Origin of the sequence: Cupriavidus sp. Agwp_2, assembly GCF_040784895.1 — a bacterium.
Taxonomy (GTDB): domain Bacteria; phylum Pseudomonadota; class Gammaproteobacteria; order Burkholderiales; family Burkholderiaceae; genus Cupriavidus.
In genome coordinates this window covers 2,453,029-2,470,454 of record NZ_CP088083.1, presented here as the reverse complement: position 1 = coordinate 2,470,454, position 17,426 = coordinate 2,453,029, and the positions used below count along the sequence as shown (strand labels likewise).

Here is a 17,426-nt window from a genome sequence, read left to right as displayed (position 1 = left end):
GCCCCACCGACCACGGACCGCCGCCCATGCCCGATGCCCAGTCGCGCTTCCGCCGCCGGCTGCTGCTGTACTACGGCCTGTTCACGCTAGGGTTGTTCGGCTTCGTCGGCATGATGGGGCTGCTGGAGCGCTCCAACGCCGATGCCCTGTGGCTTGGCTATGTCTTCCTCTTTATCACCATCGCGATCTATGCCTGCATCGGGCTGATCTGCCGCACCTCCGACCTCAACGAGTATTACGTCGCCTCGCGGCGCGTGCCGGCGCTGTTCAACGGCATGGCGATTGCCGCCGACTGGATGAGCGCGGCGTCCTTCATCGGGCTGGCCGGCATCCTGTTCGCTTCCGGGTACGAGGGCCTCGCCTACGTGATGGGCTGGACCGGCGGCTATTGCCTGGTGGCCTTCCTGCTGGCGCCATACCTGCGCAAGTACGGCGGCTACACCATCCCCGATTTCCTCGCCGCGCGCTATGGCAACGGCAAGCCCGGCGGCAACCTGCCGGTGCGTGCGATCGCGGTGCTGGCGGCCTCGCTGTGTTCCTTCGTCTACCTGGTCGCGCAGATCCAGGGGGTAGGGCTTGTGGTGACGCGCTTCATCGGCGTGGAATTCGCCGTCGGCATCTTCTTCGGGCTGGCCGGCATCCTGGTGTGCTCGTTCCTGGGCGGCATGCGCGCGGTTACGTGGACGCAGGTAGCGCAGTACATCATGATGATCGTCGCCTTCCTGGTCACGGTGTCGATGATCGCGTGGAAGCATCACCAGGAAGCCGTGCCGCAGCTCAGCTATGGCACGCTGCTGGCGCAGCTCGATGCGCGCGAGCAGGAACTGGAGCGCGAGCCCGCCGAGCAGGCCGTGCGCGAGTACTACAAGCAGCAGGCCATCCTGTTGCAGGATCGCATCTCGCTCCTGCCGGCATCCTTCCGGCAGGAGCGAGATACGCTGGACGCGCGGCTGCAGGATCTGCGCGCGCGCAATGCGCCGCTGCGGGACATCAAGGCGCTGGAGCGCGAACGCCTGGAGTTCCCGCGCGATCCCGCCGCCGCGCAGCAGCAGTGGAGCCTGCAGCGTGAAGAGGCGCTTGCGCGCAGCCGGCAGTCGATGTCGTCCACCGAGCCGTATCCCGCGGTGTCCGAGCAGGAGCGCAAGACCAAGCGGCTGAATTTTGTGTTGCTGGTGTTCTGCCTGATGGTCGGTACCGCCAGCCTGCCGCATATCCTGACGCGCCTCTACACCACGCCCTCCGTCAAGGAGACCCGGAACTCGGTGGCCTGGGCCGTGTTCTGCATCGCGCTGCTGTACGTGTCCGCGCCAACGCTGGCCGCGCTGGTCAAGTACGAGTTCTTTGAACACCTGGTCGGCACATCGTATGCGGAACTGCCGCAATGGGTGGTGCAATGGCGCAAGGTCGATCCGCCGGTGTTCGGCATCCGCGACGTCAACGGCGACGGCATCGTGCAATGGGCCGAGATCCTGCTGCAGCCCGACATGATCGTGCTGGCCGCCCCGGAGATTGCCGGGCTGCCCTACGTCATCTCGGGCCTGATCGCCGCCGGCGCGCTGGCCGCGGCGCTGTCGACCGCCGACGGCCTGCTGCTCACCATCGCCAATGCACTGTCGCACGACGTCTTCTATCACATGGTCGATCGCCAGGCGAGCCACCAGCGCCGCGTCACCACGGCCAAGATCGTGCTGCTCGGCGTTGCCTTGTTCGCTTCATACGTTACATCGCTGCGACCCGGCAACATCCTGTTCCTGGTCGGCGCCGCGTTCTCGCTGGCGGCGTCCAGCTTCTTCCCGGTATTGATACTTGGCATCTTCTGGCGCCGGACAACCGCGGCCGGCGCGGTCGCGGGCATGGCTGCCGGGCTTGGGGTAGCGGTGTACTACATATTCGTCAACTACCCGTTCTTCACCCGCATGACCGGCATCTTCGGCAACCGCTGGTTCGGCGTCGACCCGATCGCCTCCGGCGCCTTCGGCGTGCCCGCCGGCTTCGCAGTGGCGATCATCGTCAGCCTGCTCACGCCGCGCAACGCGCCGGTTATCGACAGGCTGGTGACGTATTTGCGCAGGGGCTAGGGCAGGGCCGCACGAACTTGTGGATTCGCCGGGCAACTCTGCTATAATCGCGGACTTCCCGGAGAGATGGATGAGTGGTTTAAGTCGCACGCCTGGAAAGCGTGTATAGGTTAATAGCCTATCGGGGGTTCGAATCCCCCTCTCTCCGCCAGAACAATGCGCAAGGCAAATCAAAGCCGCCCAACCTGGGCGGCTTTTTTATTTCCCCCCGCTGTTTCGAAGAGGGTGCCAGCCAGCCTTACTCGAAGGTCCCGGCCGCTTTGGAAAGCGTCCACCCAAGGCCCAAACACAAGCCGATCCACGCCGCCGAAATCAGGGCGACGTCATGCCAGTTCATCGTCCGGCGCCCAGGGCGGCGCAACTTGAATGTGTCCCGTGACGAAGGCATGGCCGTCTCCTTCGGAAAGCATGGGGAAAGGCTAGGGCAACCCTGCGGGATTTCACGGGCTCAGTTGTAAAGATTTGTTGCATTGCGGATGCGCCACAGCCCGTTTGCGCCAACCAAAGAAAAAGCCCTCGGCCAGGGTAGTCGAGGGCTTGAAGTAGTGGTGGGCGAGTCGCGGAACCGCCCGTGACGATAGTCATACAGCCCATGGAATCGCGCATCCCTCTAATCAGAGGTGTTGTGCCGGGGCGACAAGCACTCGGAATCACCCCGTCGACCCGATGCGGCCGTGAAACATCAACTCGTCGCCAACCGCACCGATCGCCCATTGTCCTCGCAGCACAGTTACGCCATTGAACCCTGGCTACGAGGAAGGATGTATGCGTCAGTTCAAACCTTTGACAAGCCTGCGGCTGCTGCTTGCCGTGTGGGTGCTGTGCAGGCACTGGTTCCATCGCTATGGCGCCGACGGCGTGTACTTCGACCTCGGCTTCACCAGCACGTTCTTTGACCATGGCTATCTCGGTGTCGACGGCTTTTTCGTCCTGAGCGGCTTTATCCTGGCCTATCATTACGCGCCATCGCCCGGCGAACGGCTGGACTGGCGGGCATTCATCGTGGCGCGCATTGCACGGATCTACCCGGCCTACGTCACCTGCCTGCTGGTTTTTGCGGCTGCAGTAATGCTTCGCGACGTGGTGCTGCATACGAACGTGGTCGGAACCGCCGACTACACGGCTTCGAAATTCGTGTCGGGATTGTTGCTGCTGAGCGCGTGGCGCTATGCCGGGGCCGCGGGGTGGAATGACGTCGGTTGGTCGGTCAGCGCGGAATGGTTTGCCTATGTCTGCTTTCCACTGTTCGTGCTCGCGGCGCCACGCATGAACAAGGCCCGCATCCTGCTGATGGCGGGGTGCGCGCTGGCGATGCTTGCGATGGTGGAGGCAACGTCGCCAGAGCATCTTTCGGTCAGCGGCGGCGTCGCGCGGCTGCTCCCCGAGTTCATGCTTGGTGTCCTGCTGTGCCGCCTGCGCGAGGCCATGCCGGACTACGACGGGTGCGTGCTCGGTGCCGTCATCTCGCTCCTCGTCTGCGCCATCGCTGTCTGGCTGGCAGTGGACACCTTGTTCGTCGCCGGCGCGGGCGGGCTGATTTTCTCGCTTTCCTATGAAAAGGACGCGCTGACGCGCGTGCTGTCGATGGGCGCGCTGGTGTTTCTGGGCGAGGTGTCGTATTGCATCTATATCGTGCAGCGGATTCCGCAGTACCTGTTCGCATTTGTCCGGACCCGCCTGCCCGATCTGGCCGCCATGCCCGGCTGGTTGCAGGCAACGCTCCTGTTGCTCCTCACGTTGGGCGCCGCCATCCTCCTCCACTTTCTGGTTGAGAAACCGATGCGGTCATGGGTAAATCGCCGGTTCGGTGCACGTCACCGGCAGATAGCGCCAGTGGCCGCTTCGCACGCAGCAGGTCGCTCGTAGTTTGTGCGCCACCACACATAAGGGAGTCAGGTCAGGCCGGCCAAAGGAGGGTGCCTGGAGGACACTGGAAACCACGGCGGTTGCATCAAGCCATCGGGGGACCCGTGCCATGCCTTCACCGTTTGCCTGGCTGTCGATATTCTCGCTGCTCACCTTGATGCTGGTTCCCGAGTTACTGGACGCCATGCCAGGGCGCAGCGTCCTGTATGCCAAAGCGAAGGGCCTGGCGAGATTCGAGTTGGTGGTGCCATGCCTGCCCGGCCCGTTCGCTTCGGTAGCGCTAATCACCGGCCGCTGTCCGGTCAATGCCGCTGAGGTTAATGCTTCCGTTCCCGGGGAGGTGCAAAGGCCCGAACTGCCCGTGCCAAGCGCCTGTGCGTCCGTGCCAGGCTTCAAGCCGCCTTGCGCGCTGTGACCTGCGCCGGTACTCGCGCCGGTACCCGGTGAGCCAACAAAAAGAAAAAGCCCTCGGCCAGGGTAGGCGAGGGCTTGAAGTGGCGTTGGGCGGGTCGCAGTCCGCCCGCCCTTATCGTCGCCGTTGCGGGTACGGCGCGCATCCCCAATTCTGGTGATGCAAAAAAAAGCCCGCACGGTGGCGGGCTGCGGGAAATGCCGAGAGGGGTCAACTCACGACACCTTGATTTTCGGCGTGAAGTGCTGCAGCGAACACCCCCACATGGGTGAATGTGATCAAGGCTCCCCTGCGTCACAGCACTTCACGAGCAGTGGATGCAAAATGCGCATAACTTCAGATGCGCGCGTGTGAAAGAATTCTTCATTCACTCCACCGCCTGAAGCCAAATGGCCCCCATGACTGACCCCGTCGTCCACCTCAACGGCACCCTGACCCCGCTGTCCGAAGCCCGCATCCCCGTCCTTGACCGCGGCTTTATCTTCGGCGATGGCATCTATGAGGTCATCCCGTACTACGGCGGAAAACCATTACGCGGTGCGCAGCATCTTGCGCGCCTGCACCGCAGCCTGGAGGCGATCGGGATTCCCGACCCGCACGGCCCCGCGCAGTGGCAGGCACTGATCGACGACGTGGTCCGTGCCAACGGCATGTCGGACCAGATGGTCTATATCCAGGTGACGCGCGGCGTTGCCCGGCGTGCGCACGCCTTCCCGAAGGAAGTCGTGCCGACGGTGCTGATCATGACCAATCCGATGGCGCTGCCGCCCGCGCACATGCGCGAACAAGGCGTGGCCTGCGTGACGATGGAGGACCGGCGCTGGCTGAACTGCCAGATCAAGTCGACCTCGCTGCTCGGCAACGTGCTGGCCGCGCAGCATGCCGTGGAGCACGGCGTGACCGAGGCGATCCAGTTCCGCGATGGCTGGCTGACCGAAGCCTCGTCGTCCAACGTCTGGGTGGTGCGCGATGGCCGCGTGCTGGCGCCGCCCAAGGACAACCTGATCCTGGAAGGCATCCGCTACGGCTTTATGGAAGAAGTCTGCGCGGCGCTGGAGATTCCTCTGGAGGCGCGCCGGATCGCCAGGGAGGACCTGTTCGCGGCGGATGAAGTGCTGCTGTCCTCGGCAAGCAAGGAACTGCTGCCGGTGGTCACGATCGACGGGCGCACCATCGGCGCCGGCGTGCCCGGACCAGTCTTCGCGCGGCTCTACGCGGCGTACCAGGCCGCCATCGCGGCACTTTGAACCACGCCGGCGCACCGTGCTAGGATGCCAGCGCATGCATCGAGGAGTCAGCCATGGCCAAGCGCGAGCGTGGCCGGCGTGCCCTGCAGGACGAGGTCAGCCGGCGCATCCAGCATATCTATGAAATCGGCGAGGATGGCGCGACCATCCACGTGCCCGCGCCGGTGCCGCATGCCCGCGATACCCGCGGCCGCAACTGGGACATGAACGGCTTCGGCAACGCAACGGGCTATGAGGCGAGCATACGCACGGTGGTCGACGAGGTACGCGACGAGTTCGACCTGAATGAGTCGCTCGAAAACCGCGCGCCTAATCCATTCGGCGACTGAGCGTCTGGCGCCTGAAGCTTCAGTCGACTGAAACGATGATGGCCACGCGCCGGTTCTCGGCGCGGCCGGCCGCGGAGCGATGCCGGGTCGGCCGAGTACAACCAACACAGCCGGAGACGTGGTGGCGATCGGGCGGAAGCTCACAGCGTAACATCCAGGCGCGGCTCCGCGCTTTGCCAGATGCCGCCGGAGCGCCGCTTGGCGCCATACATGGCGGCATCGGCCGCGTGCAGCAGCGCCTGGCTGTCCTGCGCATGGACCGGGAACACGGCCAGTCCGATGCTGACCGACGCCTGCACCGAGGTGCCGTCGGGCAGCGCGATCGGTTCGGCAAGGGCTTGCAGGATACGCTCGGCGCCAAGGATGGCGTCGCCCGGCGAGCGCAGCGCCGTGGCCAGCACCGCGAATTCGTCGCCGCCGATGCGTGCCACGGTGTCGCCACTGCGCAGGCTGGCATGGATGCGCTGCGCCACGGCGACCAGCACCGCATCGCCCGAGGCATGCCCGTGCCGGTCGTTGATGTCCTTGAAGTCGTCGCTGTCGAGGTACAGAACCGCCGCATATTCATGGTTGGCCGCGGCATGGCGCACCGCATGTTCCAGCGATTCGACGAAGGCGGCGCGGTTCAGCAGCCCCGTCAGCGCATCATGGTTGGCACGGTGGGCGAGGGAGCGGTTTTCGTGCTGCATCTGGTTCTGCCACGTCTGCAGCTCATCGAGCAGGCCGTTGAAGTCGTCGCTGAGCGCGTTGAGCTCCGCGATACGTGCCGGCGGCGTGCGCTGCGCGAAGTCGCGTTCGGAGCGCACCGCGTGCGCCACCCGCATCAGGTTGCGCAGCGGCTCGACGATCTGCACCAGCATGCGGCTGGCCAGGTAGTGCGCGGCGACCGCGGTCAGCAGCAGGCAGCCGAGCAGGCCCAACGCCCCTTGCAGCAGGAACTGCAGCAGGTTGCGGGGATCGCCGCTGACACGCAGCAGGCCGACCTGCTGCGCCTGGTGCAGGATCGGCTGTTCCACCGCGTTCATGCTCAGCCATTCGCCCAGCGTCTGGCGCAGGCCGGTCAGCTGGGGCTGGCGGGGGCGCTGCCACTCGGCCAGTACGCGGTTGTCGGCGTCATACACCTGGGCGCGCGCGATGTCTTCCGACGCGGCGATGATGGCAAGCGTCTCGCCGGTGGCGGCCTGGTCGCGGAACACCACCGGCGCTTCCAGTGTGTAGGCGATCGAGCGGGCCACCAGCCGCAGGTTGTGGTCGGCATAGACGCGCAGCGCGGTGACGCCGATCGCCGTCAGCAGCAGGCCGGCGGTAATGACCGCGATCAGTGCCACACCCAGATGAATGCGGCGCAGCACGCTGTACAGCGTGGGACGGGGCGCGGGAGCGGGTTCGGGCCGGCGCGGGCTCATGATGGCGCCCCCTTGCGTCGCCCCAGTTGCAGCACGCCGGGGTGGACGTGCACGCCGCTGCGAGAGAGCGTGTCGAGGTTGACGCGGAACGAAACCTGGCTCTCGCGGATGTTCAGGCAGAACATGCTGCCGACCTCGCACTCGAAATCTTCCTCGGCGATCACCAGCACCGGGCGTCCGGTCAGCTCTGCCGACAGCCGCTTGCGCCGGGCTTCGTTCATGACGCCAACGTAGAGGGCATCGCAGCCCGGATTCAGTGCATCGGCCAGCACGTCAACCTGGCGCGGCTGCACCGGCCGGCCGGTGGCAAGCGTGCCGCCTTCCATCAGGCGGGCGGAGTAGCGGCTGCCGTTGTCGACGCACAGGCGTACCGTGTCGCGCTCGACGGGCCAGCGCGCATAGCCGAGCAGGCTCAAGACTACGCGTGCGACCTGCTCGGTGCGCTGTGGCGCGGGCTGCGCGGTGACGGCCGGCGGCAGCACCGCGGGCAGCAACGCGAGCATGGCGCCCAACAGGGTAGGCCACCACCGGCGCAGCAGCGGCCGTCGGGATGCGGAGGAAGCGGGCGTGGCGCCGGCCGGGGCAGAAGCCATGATCTGAAGAGCGGGAGCGAATGCGCTGCGTGTGTGGTTGTCTGGTTTCTGCAGCCCGCGGCTATTGTCCGGGCGTCGGTTTTGGCTGGTCAAGCGTTCGAGCAGAGGGGGCGCGCTGTTGGCGGCGCCTGGTTCGTGGCCTGTTTATCGGTTGCCGCGGCGCTGACTGAAGGGTTGCCCACAGTCCAGGCTTCGCGGTGCCGCACGCAACACTTAGAATGAAATTCCGTTCGCCACCTTGCCGCCACCTCGCCAACTCGCTGCCACCCGGCGCCGAGCTGGCGCCCAGGCTGGCCTGCATCGCCCAAGGAAACACCCATGCGCGCCTTTGCCTGCCTTGCCCTGGTTGGATTGTTCGCGGCCGCAGGGCCGGCCCGCGCGGGGGCCGATCCCGCCCTCAGCGCCGGCTACGAACGCTGCATGGCCAAGGCCGTGTCGACTGTCGACATGCTCGACTGCACCGCGGCAGAACTGCGTTTGCAGGACAAGGCGGTCAATACCACCTACCAGGACCTGCTGCGCCGGCTGGAGGCGCCGCGCACGGGGCAACTGCGGCTGGCGCAGCGGGCCTGGCTGCAGTTCCGCGACGCCAATTGTGCCTATGTGGCCAATCCGGGCGGCGGCAGTGCGGCGCGCGTCGCCGGCGTAACCTGCGCCGCGCAGATGACCGCGTCGCGGACGCGCGAATTGCGTGCATATGCCGACGAGGCCGCCGCCCGCTAAGGACGGTAAGGACGGTAAGGACGGTAAGGGCCCGGACCGTGTGCTAGAGTTTTCAGACACCTTTGTGTTGCGGCACATCCCTCAACGACGTTTCCAGATCGTTTCCCAAGGAGATGGATCATGGCGAGTGAATCCCGGCCGAACCTGAAAGCTTTCGTGCAGACCGCTCCCCAGGCAGGGCGCTATGTCTGGGTGGTCGCGCTGGTCGACTTCGGCGCGCAACAGGTCCGGCGCGCCATCGTCTCGGACGACACCTTCACCACTGCGGACGCCGCGCGCGTTGCCGGCGAGGCCCAGCTCAAGGCGATGGCCGAGGATCACTGATGCCGCCGGCGTGCAAGCGAGTGTTGCGCGCCGGCATCTTTGTGATCAACGGATACCCTTTCTTACATGGCGCCGCGGCCGGCGCGCGCTAGACTGAGCGCGTGTTCCAACGGAGAAAGGGCTTCCATGACACATCTCGCGCTCCGGCCGGTCCGGACCATCCTGCTGGCGGCCGTGCTGGGTTCGGGCCTGGCGTTCAGTGCGGCGTCGATGGCCCAGGTGTCGGTCAACATTGCCATTGGCGTGCCGCCTCCGGCGCCGATGTACGAGGCCATTCCCGCGCCGCGTCCCGGCTATGTCTGGATGCCGGGTTACTGGGACTGGGACGACCACCACCACAAGCATGCGTGGAAAAAGGGCCGCTGGGATCGCGAGCGGCCCGGCTATGTTTATGAGTCGCCGCGCTGGATCCAGTCGCGCGACGGCTGGGTACTGGTGCCGGGGCGCTGGGACGAAGGCGGCCATAAGGGCAAGGGCAACGGCAAGGGAAACAAGAAGGATTACCACTGCCCGCCGGGGCACGCCAAGAAAGGGGAATGCTGAGGCGTGCGGGCCGGCGCCGCAAGGTGACGCCGGCCATGATTGCCATGCTACGATCCCCGCCATGACTCCCGCGCCCCACACGGCGCATCGGCAGTGGATCCGGAGGTAGTGATGGCAAGGCACGTCTTCACGCGCGCGCAGTATCTCGACATCCTCAATGACAGCCTGCGCAAGCATCCCGGCTGGCAGCCCGGCATGGCCTTCGTCTTTCTGCCGCCGGGCGCGGATGCCAGCCAGGCGACGGCGGTAGGCTGCACCGGTCCGATGGATGCCATCCCGGTCTACGCGGAAATCCAGCGAGTCGCGGCCGAGTTGATCGAGGTCAGCGACTCGTAGCGCGCCGCAGTGCGCACGCGTTGCCGTGCCCGGCCGCAGCCTGCGCGTACAATGCCGGCCTCGACAGACTTTCGGAAATTGCCGTGAAGAAAACGGACCTGGAAAAGAACAAGGGCCTGAAGATCGCAAACAGCCTGAAACAGGCTTCGGCGACCCGGGGCGGAATTCCTGGCGGCGCCGCGGGGCGCCTGGATCGCCGCGAACAGCGCCGGCTGGACCAGGAGCAGGGCCTGGTGCCGTTCGCGTGCAAGCTGGACGCCACGCTGGCCCGGCGCCTGCAGGCGCTGGCCGTCAATCATCCCGGTGGCATGAGCGGCCTGCTCAATGAACTGCTGACGGGCGCGCTGCCGCCGGAGCAAGACCAGGCCTGATGAAGGCGCGGCCGCGCCGGCGGCCGCAACGTTCCGGCCAGGCCGGAACCGGGTGGGTCAGTCTTCTTCCTCCTCGTCGAGGAATTCGCGGCGTAGCATCCAGTTGGCGATGGCTTCGTCGCAAATGCGCTTGAACTTCTGCTTGTCCGGCATCTTGTCGGCCAGCTGGAAGTTGACCAGCGCCATGCCGGCATCGGTGATATAGAACATCCGGCGCGGATCGTCATGGTGGACGATGCGGCCGTCGATGGCGTCTTCCTCGCTTTCAGCCGGCATGTCTTCCAGCTCGACCACGCGGCAGGTAAAGCGCGGGCTGCGGGTGTGGGTCAGATACTCGAACTCGTCGTGCATGACCTCACCGCTTTTGCCGGCGATAACGGCGAAGCCCCAGATAAAGCGGGGCATCGGCAGATCGGACAGATCTTCAATCTCGTCCATGGTGTTCTCCCTGATTCAATCCCCGCATTATCGCCCGGAACGACGTTGCCTCAAACGTTGGCGACAGTTCAGCACCGATTGCATGCCTGCCGGCTAGGGCTTTGCCTGGCAGTTCGACAGCGCCGGCGCGGCGTTTTCCTGCTGCATCAGGTCGCGCAGCGTGCCGGTATCGCCCTTGCTCCACCACTCGTAGCGCCCGCCGACATAGCGCGCGCCGGACGCCGAGACCGTGGTCACGGCCAGCACCGGCTTGCCTTCGACGCGGAGCACGGCGGCCTGGTTGTCCGCACTGTTGAAGTAGCGCACTGTCAGGGTCTTGTCGCCGTCGCACTGGTAGCGCACGGTGCGCACGTCGGTAAAACGCACACCGTCGATGCCGGGGGCACGCGCCGCGCTGGCGCCGGCGCCAGCGGCCAGCAATGCGAGCATCACGGCGGCGCGGGTTGCGTTCAAGGTTCGGCGATTCATGGTCGATGGGCCTTTCTCGGTGGTTCGTGTCAGCCAGTTCAGACGCGGGCGGCGGCGGCCGGTTCCGCGGGCTGCGGCGCGCCGTCCAGCAGGTAGCCAGCGGCAAGCGTGCGGAAACTGTCGAGTTCGCGCGCTTGCCAGGCTTCGTTTTCCCCGAGTTCTTCGGCCAGGATCGCGGCCACCGCCGGCGCGGCCTGCAGCGCGGCGCGCGCATCGAGGAACAGGACGCGGTTGCGGCGCGCCAGCACGTCTTCGACGCGCCGCGCCAGCTCGTGCCGGGCCGCGAAACGGACATGGGCCTCGGTCAGGCCCGATGCCGCCGCCAGCACGTGGTCATGGCCGGGCAGGGCGCGCAGCGTGGCCAGCTCGTTGCCGTAGTAGCGGTCCGGCGCGGCCGCCTCCTCCAGCGGCAGTTCCGCCGGCAGTCCGGCGGCGCCGTGCAGCGGCAGTTCGGCGGTCACGCATGGCGCGGCGTGCACCATCTGCCGCTGGATCGCGGTGTCGATCACGTCTTCCGCCATCTTGCGATAGGTGGTCCATTTGCCGCCGGTGACAGTGATCAGCCCGGCCTTCGAGACCAGGATCGTATGCTCGCGCGACAGCGATGCGGTGGACGCTTCGCCCGTAGCCCTGACCAGTGGCCGCAGTCCGGCCCAGACGCTGGTGACGTCGGCGCGGGTGGGGTCCCTGGCCAGGTAGCGCGACGCAGTCTCGAGGATGAAATCGACATCGTCGGCCCCGGCATCGGGCTCGAGCGGCAGGTCGCGCCGCGGCGTATCGGTGGTGCCGACGATGGTATGGCCGTTCCATGGCACCACGAACAGCACCCGGCCGTCGTCGGTCTTGGGGATCAGGATGGCGCGCTCGCCCGGCAGGAAGCGGCGCGGCAGCGTCAGGTGCACGCCCTGGCTTGGCGCCACCAGGGCGCGGGCGTGGCCGTCTTCCATCTGCCGCACCGCGTCGACCCACACGCCGGTGGCATTGATCACGCAATCCGCGCGCAGCCGGAAGCTGGCGTCGCCCAGCGCGTCCTGCACCGTGACGCCGCTGATCACACCGCCTTGCTGGCCGAGGCCGGTCACGCGCATGTAGTTGACCGCGGTGCCGCCCACGTCGAACAGCGTGCGCATCAGCGCCACCGCCAGCCGCGCATCGTCGAACTGGCCGTCGAAGTACAGGTTGCCCCCGCGCAGCGGGCGCCCGCTCACGTGCTCGGCCAGGTTGGGCGCGGCGGCCAGCACCTCGCGGTGGTTCAGCCAGCGGCTGCCGGCCAGGTTGAGGTTGCCGGCGAGCATGTCGTAGACCTTCAGGCCGATGCCGTAGAAGGGCTGGTCGAACATCTGGTACGCCGGTACCACGAAGCCCAGCGGCCACACCAGGTGCGGTGCGTTGCGCGCGAGCAGCCCACGCTCGTGCAGGGCTTCGCGCACCAGGCCGATATTGCCCTGGGCCAGGTAGCGCACGCCGCCGTGGACGAGCTTGGTGGCCTTGCTCGAGGTGCCCTTGGCAAAGTCGGCGGCTTCGACCAGCAGGGTGCGGTAGCCGCGCGAGGCGGCATCGACCGCGGTGCCCAGGCCGGTGGCGCCGCCGCCGATGACGATCACGTCCCAGCGCGGCTCGCGCTCCAGGGTGGAAAGCAGGGCGGCACGGGTGGGCGGCTGGGTCGGGGTGGAGACTTTCTGCATGGCGTTCGTTTCGGGTATATGCGGTCTTGGCGGAGCGGGGGAGGGGCGGGACGGCCGGCGTTCAGCCGTGGCCGCCGGCGTCGTCCTCGCGCGCCCAGTCGCGGGCGCGCTCGACGGCGCGGTGCCAGCGCGCCAGCCGGTGGCCGCGTTCGTCGGCGGACAGGTTGGGCTCGAAACGCTGCTCCACCTGCCATTGCTGAGCGATCTGCGCCGGGTCGCTCCAGTAGCCGGTGGCCAGGCCGGCGAGGTAGGCGGCGCCCAGCGCGGTGGTCTCGGTCACGCGGGGGCGGACCACCGTCGTGCCGAGCAGGTCGGCCTGCATCTGCATCAGCAGGTCGCTGCGCGAGGCGCCGCCGTCAACGCGCAGTTCGGCCAGTGCAATGCCGGCGTCCTTCTGCATGGCCTCCAGCACGTCGACGCTCTGCAGCGCGATCGATTCCAGTGCCGCGCGCGCCAGCTGTGGCCGGCCGGTGCCGCGGGTCATGCCAACCAGCGTGCCGCGCGCGAAGGCGTCCCAGTGCGGCGCGCCCAGGCCGGCAAAGGCTGGCACCAGCACCACGCCGCCGGTGTCGTCGCACTGGCGCGCGAGCGGCTCGACCTCGGGCGCGCTGTTGATGATCTTCAGGCCGTCGCGCAGCCACTGGATGGTGGCGCCGCCCATGAAGACGCCGCCTTCCAGGCAATACTGGGTTTGCCCGCCAAACTGCCAGCCGATCGTGGTCAGCAGCCGGTTGCGCGATGCCACCGGCTCGGTGCCGGTATTCATCAGCAGGAAACAGCCGGTGCCGTAGGTGTTCTTGGCCATGCCGGGCGAGAGGCACGCCTGGCCGAAGGTGGCGGCCTGCTGGTCGCCGGCGATGCCCGCGATCGGGATCTCCACGCCGAACAGCCGCGCCGCGGTGCGCGCCACCTCGCCGCTGGACGGCACCACCTCGGGCAGCAGCGCGTGCGGGATGTCGAGCAGCGCCAGCAGCGCGTCGTCCCACTCGAAGCGGTGGATGTTGAACAGCATCGTGCGCGAGGCGTTGGAGACGTCCGTGACGTGGCGCGCACCGTCGGTCAGCTGCCAGATCAGCCAGCTGTCGACCGTGCCGAACGCCAGCTCGCCGCGCTGCGCGCGTTCGCGGGCGCCTTCGATGTTGTCGAGCATCCAGCGCAGCTTGGTGCCGGAGAAATACGCGTCGACGATCAGCCCGGTCTTCTCGCGGAACAGCTCGGCATGGCCGGCGGCCTGCAGCGCCTCGCACATCGGCGCGGTGCGGCGGTCCTGCCAGACCAGCGCGCGCCCGACCGGCTCGCCGGTCTTGCGGTCCCACAGCACCGTGGTCTCGCGCTGGTTGGTGATGCCGATGGCGCGCACCTGCGTGGCGGAGATGCCGGCATCGGCCAGCACTTCATGCGCTACCGCCAGCTGCGACTGCCAGATTTCGTACGGATCGTGCTCGACGTGGCCCGGATGTGGGTAGTATTGGCGGAACTCGCGCTGCGCCAGCCGCACCACGCTGCCGGCGTGGTCGAACAGGATCGCGCGCGAGCTGCTGGTGCCCTGGTCGAGGGCCAGCACATACTGCGGTTCGGAGCCATGCCGGCCTGGGCCGGCGCGCTGCGCCTGGGCTTGCGTTGCTGCCTGGTTCATGCGTTCAATCCTGAAAATGACAAGATGCGCCGGCCCGGCCGGCGCCCCGATCTGACATGGCCGAAATTTCTTCCCTGCCGCCCGCCGATCCCATCGGCAATAGCACCGATTCCGGCCACATGGCGCGCATCGCCGCCTCGCTGGCGGCGCGCACCGGTTTCGATCCCGCCAGCAAGCTGCGCCTGATGGTGGCCGGCCAGCAGGTCGGCTGGCTGCCCCGATCGCATGCGGCGATCCTGCGCGGCATGGGCTGCATCCTCGGCCCGGAGGAGGGTGCAGCGGATGGCACCGCCGCGGTGGAATTGCTGCCGGGACGATCCGGCTTCGACGTGCTGAGCGCCGCGCTGGCCGCGCTGGCGCACCAGCTGGCCGATGCCGGGCACGTGCGCGGCTGGCGCCATGAACTGTTCGCGGTCACCGCGGCACTGGACGCGCCCGCGCTGGCGGCGGTCGAGCGGGCGGCGGCGCGCTTCCTGGGATTGCTGACCTTTGCCTCGCACATGAACGGGGTCGTGGACATGGCCGATGCCGGCGCCGGCCCCGTGCTGTGGATCTCGCGGCGCAGCCCCGCCAAGTCGGTCGACCCCGGCATGTGGGACAACCTGGTCGCCGGCGGCATGCCGCATGGCAGCGACCCGCTGGCCACGCTGGTGCGCGAGTGCGAGGAAGAGTCGGGCATCCCGCCGGCGCTGGCCGGGCGCGTGCAGGCGCATGGCATGATCGAGGTGCTGCGCGACCTGCCCGAAGGCGTGCAGTGGGAACAGGTCTATGTCTATGACCTGATGCTGCCGCCAGGCTTCACCCCGCGCAACCAGGATGGCGAGGTCAGCGAACACAAGCGCGTGGGGCTGGCCGCATTGCTTGATATCATGTCGAGCGGCGCCATGACGGTCGACGCCACGCTGGTGACGCTGGATGCCCTTCGCCGGCGCGGCTGGCCGGGCACCGAAGACCGTCGCGCCTGAGCTTGCGCAGCGGGCCTGGCCCGCGCTTTCACTGCCTCCATGGCCTTTGGGCTCGCACACCGGCTCGTACACCGCGCCCCTCAGACAGAACCACACACCATGAGCACCACCGGATTCATCCTGACCCTTTCGTGCCCCGACCAGCCGGGCATCGTCCACGCCGTCTCGGGCCTGCTGTTCCAGCATGGCTGCAATATCGTCGACTCGGACCAGTACGGTGACGCGTACACCGGCCGCTTCTTCATGCGGGTGCACTTCAGCCCGGCTGCCGGCGGCCCGGACCTGGGCACGCTGAAGGCCGCGTTCGCGCCGGTGGGCGACCAGTTCGGCATGCAGTGGGAGCTGAACGACGCCTCGGTCAAGCCGCGCGTGATGATCATGGTGTCCAAGATCGGCCACTGCCTGAACGACCTGCTGTTCCGCGCCAAGGTTGGCGGCCTGCCGGTCGAGATTGCTGCGATCGTGTCGAATCACCGCGACTTCTACCAGCTGGCCGCGTCGTACGACGTGCCGTTCTTCCACCTGCCGCTGATGAACGCCTCCGCCGAGCAGAAGGCCGCGCAGGAGGCGCGCGTGTTCGACGTGGCGCAGGAGCAGAAGATCGACCTGGTGGTGCTGGCGCGCTACATGCAGGTACTGTCCAACGACCTGTGCCGCAAGCTGGCCGGTCGCGCCATCAATATCCACCACTCGTTCCTGCCCAGCTTCAAGGGTGCCAAGCCTTACTACCAGGCGCATGACCGCGGCGTGAAGCTGATCGGCGCGACCGCGCACTACGTCACCGCCGACCTGGACGAAGGCCCGATCATCGAGCAGGAAATCGAACGCGTCGACCACAGCATGGACCCGGACCAGCTCACCGCCGTGGGCCGCGACGTGGAATGCGTGGCGCTGGCCCGTGCGGTCAAGTGGCACGCCGAACGCCGCATCCTGCTGAACGGCCACAAGACTGTCGTCTTCAAGTAAGCCTTCGGTTTCCCGAAGGTTTGCTTCCCTCTCCCTCCGGCGGGGGAGGGGCCGGGGGAGAGGGCCGGCGCGTCGCGCTGTCCACACGGCATGCACCGTCCCGCCACCCGCCATCAACACCAGCCCCGCTCCCGCCAGCGCGGCAGCAGCAGCCGGGCGTCCGGCACGCTCATTCCCGCTCCGCCACCACACACTTCACCCCACTGTCGGCCAGGATCCGGTCGAACGGTGCCGCCAGCGGCTCATCGGTGAACAGCCGGTCGACCTGCGACACATGCGCCAGCTCCACCATGGCCTGGCGGTTGAACTTGCTGGTATCCGCTGCCAGCCAGACCTCGCGTGAATGCTCGATGATGGTCCGCGCCACCTTGACCTCGCGGAAGTCGTAGTCGCGCAGCGTGCCATCGGTCTCGATGCCCGAGATGCCGATCAGGCCGATATCCACCTTGAACTGCCGGATGAACTCGACCGTCGCCTCGCCGACGATGCCGCGGTCGCGCGAGCGCAGCACGCCGCCGGCGACGATGACCTCGCAGTCGGGGTTGTCTGCCAGGATATTGGCCACGTTCAGGTTGTTGGTGATCACGCGCAGCCCGCGATGCTGCATCAGCTCGCGCGCGATCTCTTCCACGGTGGTGCCGATGTTCAGGATCAGCGAGCAGCCTTCCGGCACAGCCGCCGCCACCGCGCGTGCGATGCGCGCCTTGCCATCGGCGTTCAGCACCTGCCGCTGCCGGTAGGCAATGTTCTCGGTGGTGGAGCCTTCCACCCGCACCCCGCCATGGAAGCGCGCCAGCATGCCGTTCTCGGCCAGCAGGTTGACGTCTCGTCGGACCGTCTGGAGCGTGACGCCGAACTTGCGCGCAAGTTCGTCGATGGAGGCAAAGCCCTGGCTGCGGACTTCTTCGAGCAGGGCGGTCTGGCGGGGATTGAGCGTCATGCCGGGATTCTAGTTCAAACAGAAACGAAAACAAATGATGCGGCGCACACTTGTTTTCTGTTCGTTTTATTACTAAAACGTTCGGAAAGCCAAGAATTGT

19 protein-coding genes and 1 tRNA gene are annotated in these 17,426 nt (G+C 67.0%); 13 read left to right on the top strand and 7 right to left on the bottom strand.

Annotated features, from left to right (window positions below; all coding sequences use genetic code 11):
* The first annotated feature begins 26 nt into the window (after positions 1-26).
* The 6 genes from LPA45_RS11600 (at position 27) to LPA45_RS11575 (ending at position 5,932) form a co-directional block, all read left to right on the top strand.
* Entirely contained in the window at positions 27-2,078 is a 2,052-nt protein-coding gene (locus LPA45_RS11600) for a sodium:solute symporter family protein (protein WP_317925412.1), read from the top strand.
* 60 nt (positions 2,079-2,138) lie between these two features.
* Positions 2,139-2,229 (top strand) — tRNA-Ser (locus tag LPA45_RS11595).
* A 614-nt stretch (positions 2,230-2,843) separates the two neighbouring features.
* Positions 2,844-3,944, top strand: a complete 1,101-nt coding sequence (locus LPA45_RS11590; RefSeq protein ID WP_317925414.1) for an acyltransferase — start codon at positions 2,844-2,846, stop codon at positions 3,942-3,944.
* Between the two features lie 109 nt (positions 3,945-4,053).
* Positions 4,054-4,359, top strand: a complete 306-nt coding sequence (locus LPA45_RS11585) for a hypothetical protein (RefSeq protein WP_147316263.1) — start codon at positions 4,054-4,056, stop codon at positions 4,357-4,359.
* Positions 4,360-4,754: 395 nt separating this feature from the next.
* Entirely contained in the window at positions 4,755-5,603 is an 849-nt protein-coding gene (locus LPA45_RS11580; protein ID WP_317925416.1) for a D-amino acid aminotransferase, read from the top strand.
* A gap of 53 nt (positions 5,604-5,656) precedes the next feature.
* Positions 5,657-5,932: a hypothetical protein gene (locus LPA45_RS11575; RefSeq protein ID WP_116321950.1), complete on the top strand. Its 276-nt coding sequence runs from the start codon at positions 5,657-5,659 to the stop codon at positions 5,930-5,932.
* A 140-nt stretch (positions 5,933-6,072) separates the two neighbouring features.
* Here LPA45_RS11575 and LPA45_RS11570 read toward each other — a convergent pair whose 3' ends face one another.
* A complete protein-coding gene (locus LPA45_RS11570) occupies positions 6,073-7,338 on the bottom strand; it encodes a diguanylate cyclase domain-containing protein (RefSeq protein WP_317925418.1) in 1,266 nt (421 codons plus the stop codon).
* Positions 7,335-7,931 (bottom strand): YfiR family protein, encoded by a 597-nt coding sequence (locus tag LPA45_RS11565; protein ID WP_317925420.1) that lies wholly within the window; start codon positions 7,929-7,931, stop codon positions 7,335-7,337. The genes LPA45_RS11570 and LPA45_RS11565 overlap by 4 nt, the downstream gene beginning before the upstream one ends.
* A gap of 318 nt (positions 7,932-8,249) precedes the next feature.
* Between LPA45_RS11565 and LPA45_RS11560 the strand changes: the two genes are divergently transcribed.
* The 5 genes from LPA45_RS11560 (at position 8,250) to LPA45_RS11540 (ending at position 10,228) form a co-directional block, all read left to right on the top strand.
* On the top strand, positions 8,250-8,654 hold the full coding sequence (locus LPA45_RS11560; RefSeq protein ID WP_116321953.1) for a lysozyme inhibitor LprI family protein: 405 nt from the start codon (positions 8,250-8,252) through the stop codon (positions 8,652-8,654).
* 120 nt (positions 8,655-8,774) lie between these two features.
* The gene (locus tag LPA45_RS11555) at positions 8,775-8,978 is read left to right on the top strand and encodes a hypothetical protein (protein ID WP_116321954.1); all 204 of its coding nucleotides are present in this window, start codon (positions 8,775-8,777) and stop codon (positions 8,976-8,978) included.
* A 126-nt stretch (positions 8,979-9,104) separates the two neighbouring features.
* Positions 9,105-9,521 (top strand): YXWGXW repeat-containing protein, encoded by a 417-nt coding sequence (locus tag LPA45_RS11550; RefSeq protein ID WP_317925423.1) that lies wholly within the window; start codon positions 9,105-9,107, stop codon positions 9,519-9,521.
* Positions 9,522-9,632: 111 nt separating this feature from the next.
* Entirely contained in the window at positions 9,633-9,857 is a 225-nt protein-coding gene (locus LPA45_RS11545) for a hypothetical protein (protein WP_116321956.1), read from the top strand.
* A 77-nt stretch (positions 9,858-9,934) separates the two neighbouring features.
* On the top strand, positions 9,935-10,228 hold the full coding sequence (locus LPA45_RS11540; protein ID WP_317925430.1) for a hypothetical protein: 294 nt from the start codon (positions 9,935-9,937) through the stop codon (positions 10,226-10,228).
* Between the two features lie 57 nt (positions 10,229-10,285).
* On the opposite strand, the gene LPA45_RS11535 is transcribed toward LPA45_RS11540, so the two are convergent.
* From LPA45_RS11535 to glpK, 4 genes are all read right to left on the bottom strand, one after another.
* A complete protein-coding gene (locus tag LPA45_RS11535) occupies positions 10,286-10,666 on the bottom strand; it encodes a hypothetical protein (protein ID WP_116321958.1) in 381 nt (126 codons plus the stop codon).
* Positions 10,667-10,759: 93 nt separating this feature from the next.
* A complete protein-coding gene (locus LPA45_RS11530) occupies positions 10,760-11,119 on the bottom strand; it encodes an MliC family protein (protein ID WP_233528286.1) in 360 nt (119 codons plus the stop codon).
* Positions 11,120-11,172: 53 nt separating this feature from the next.
* Positions 11,173-12,819 carry a glycerol-3-phosphate dehydrogenase/oxidase gene (locus LPA45_RS11525; RefSeq protein ID WP_317925425.1) on the bottom strand — a complete coding sequence of 549 codons (1,647 nt, stop codon included), beginning with the start codon at positions 12,817-12,819 and terminating at the stop codon, positions 11,173-11,175.
* 61 nt (positions 12,820-12,880) lie between these two features.
* Positions 12,881-14,455 carry a glycerol kinase GlpK gene (gene glpK / locus LPA45_RS11520; RefSeq protein WP_116321961.1) on the bottom strand — a complete coding sequence of 525 codons (1,575 nt, stop codon included), beginning with the start codon at positions 14,453-14,455 and terminating at the stop codon, positions 12,881-12,883.
* Positions 14,456-14,511: 56 nt separating this feature from the next.
* Between glpK and LPA45_RS11515 the strand changes: the two genes are divergently transcribed.
* Positions 14,512-15,420 (top strand): DUF4743 domain-containing protein, encoded by a 909-nt coding sequence (locus LPA45_RS11515; protein ID WP_317925426.1) that lies wholly within the window; start codon positions 14,512-14,514, stop codon positions 15,418-15,420.
* 99 nt (positions 15,421-15,519) lie between these two features.
* On the top strand, positions 15,520-16,386 hold the full coding sequence (gene purU, locus LPA45_RS11510) for a formyltetrahydrofolate deformylase (RefSeq protein ID WP_116321963.1): 867 nt from the start codon (positions 15,520-15,522) through the stop codon (positions 16,384-16,386).
* A 169-nt stretch (positions 16,387-16,555) separates the two neighbouring features.
* Here purU and LPA45_RS11505 read toward each other — a convergent pair whose 3' ends face one another.
* Positions 16,556-17,326, bottom strand: coding sequence for a DeoR/GlpR family DNA-binding transcription regulator (locus LPA45_RS11505; protein WP_116321964.1), 771 nt, complete (start codon positions 17,324-17,326; stop codon positions 16,556-16,558).
* Positions 17,327-17,426 lie beyond the last annotated feature (100 nt).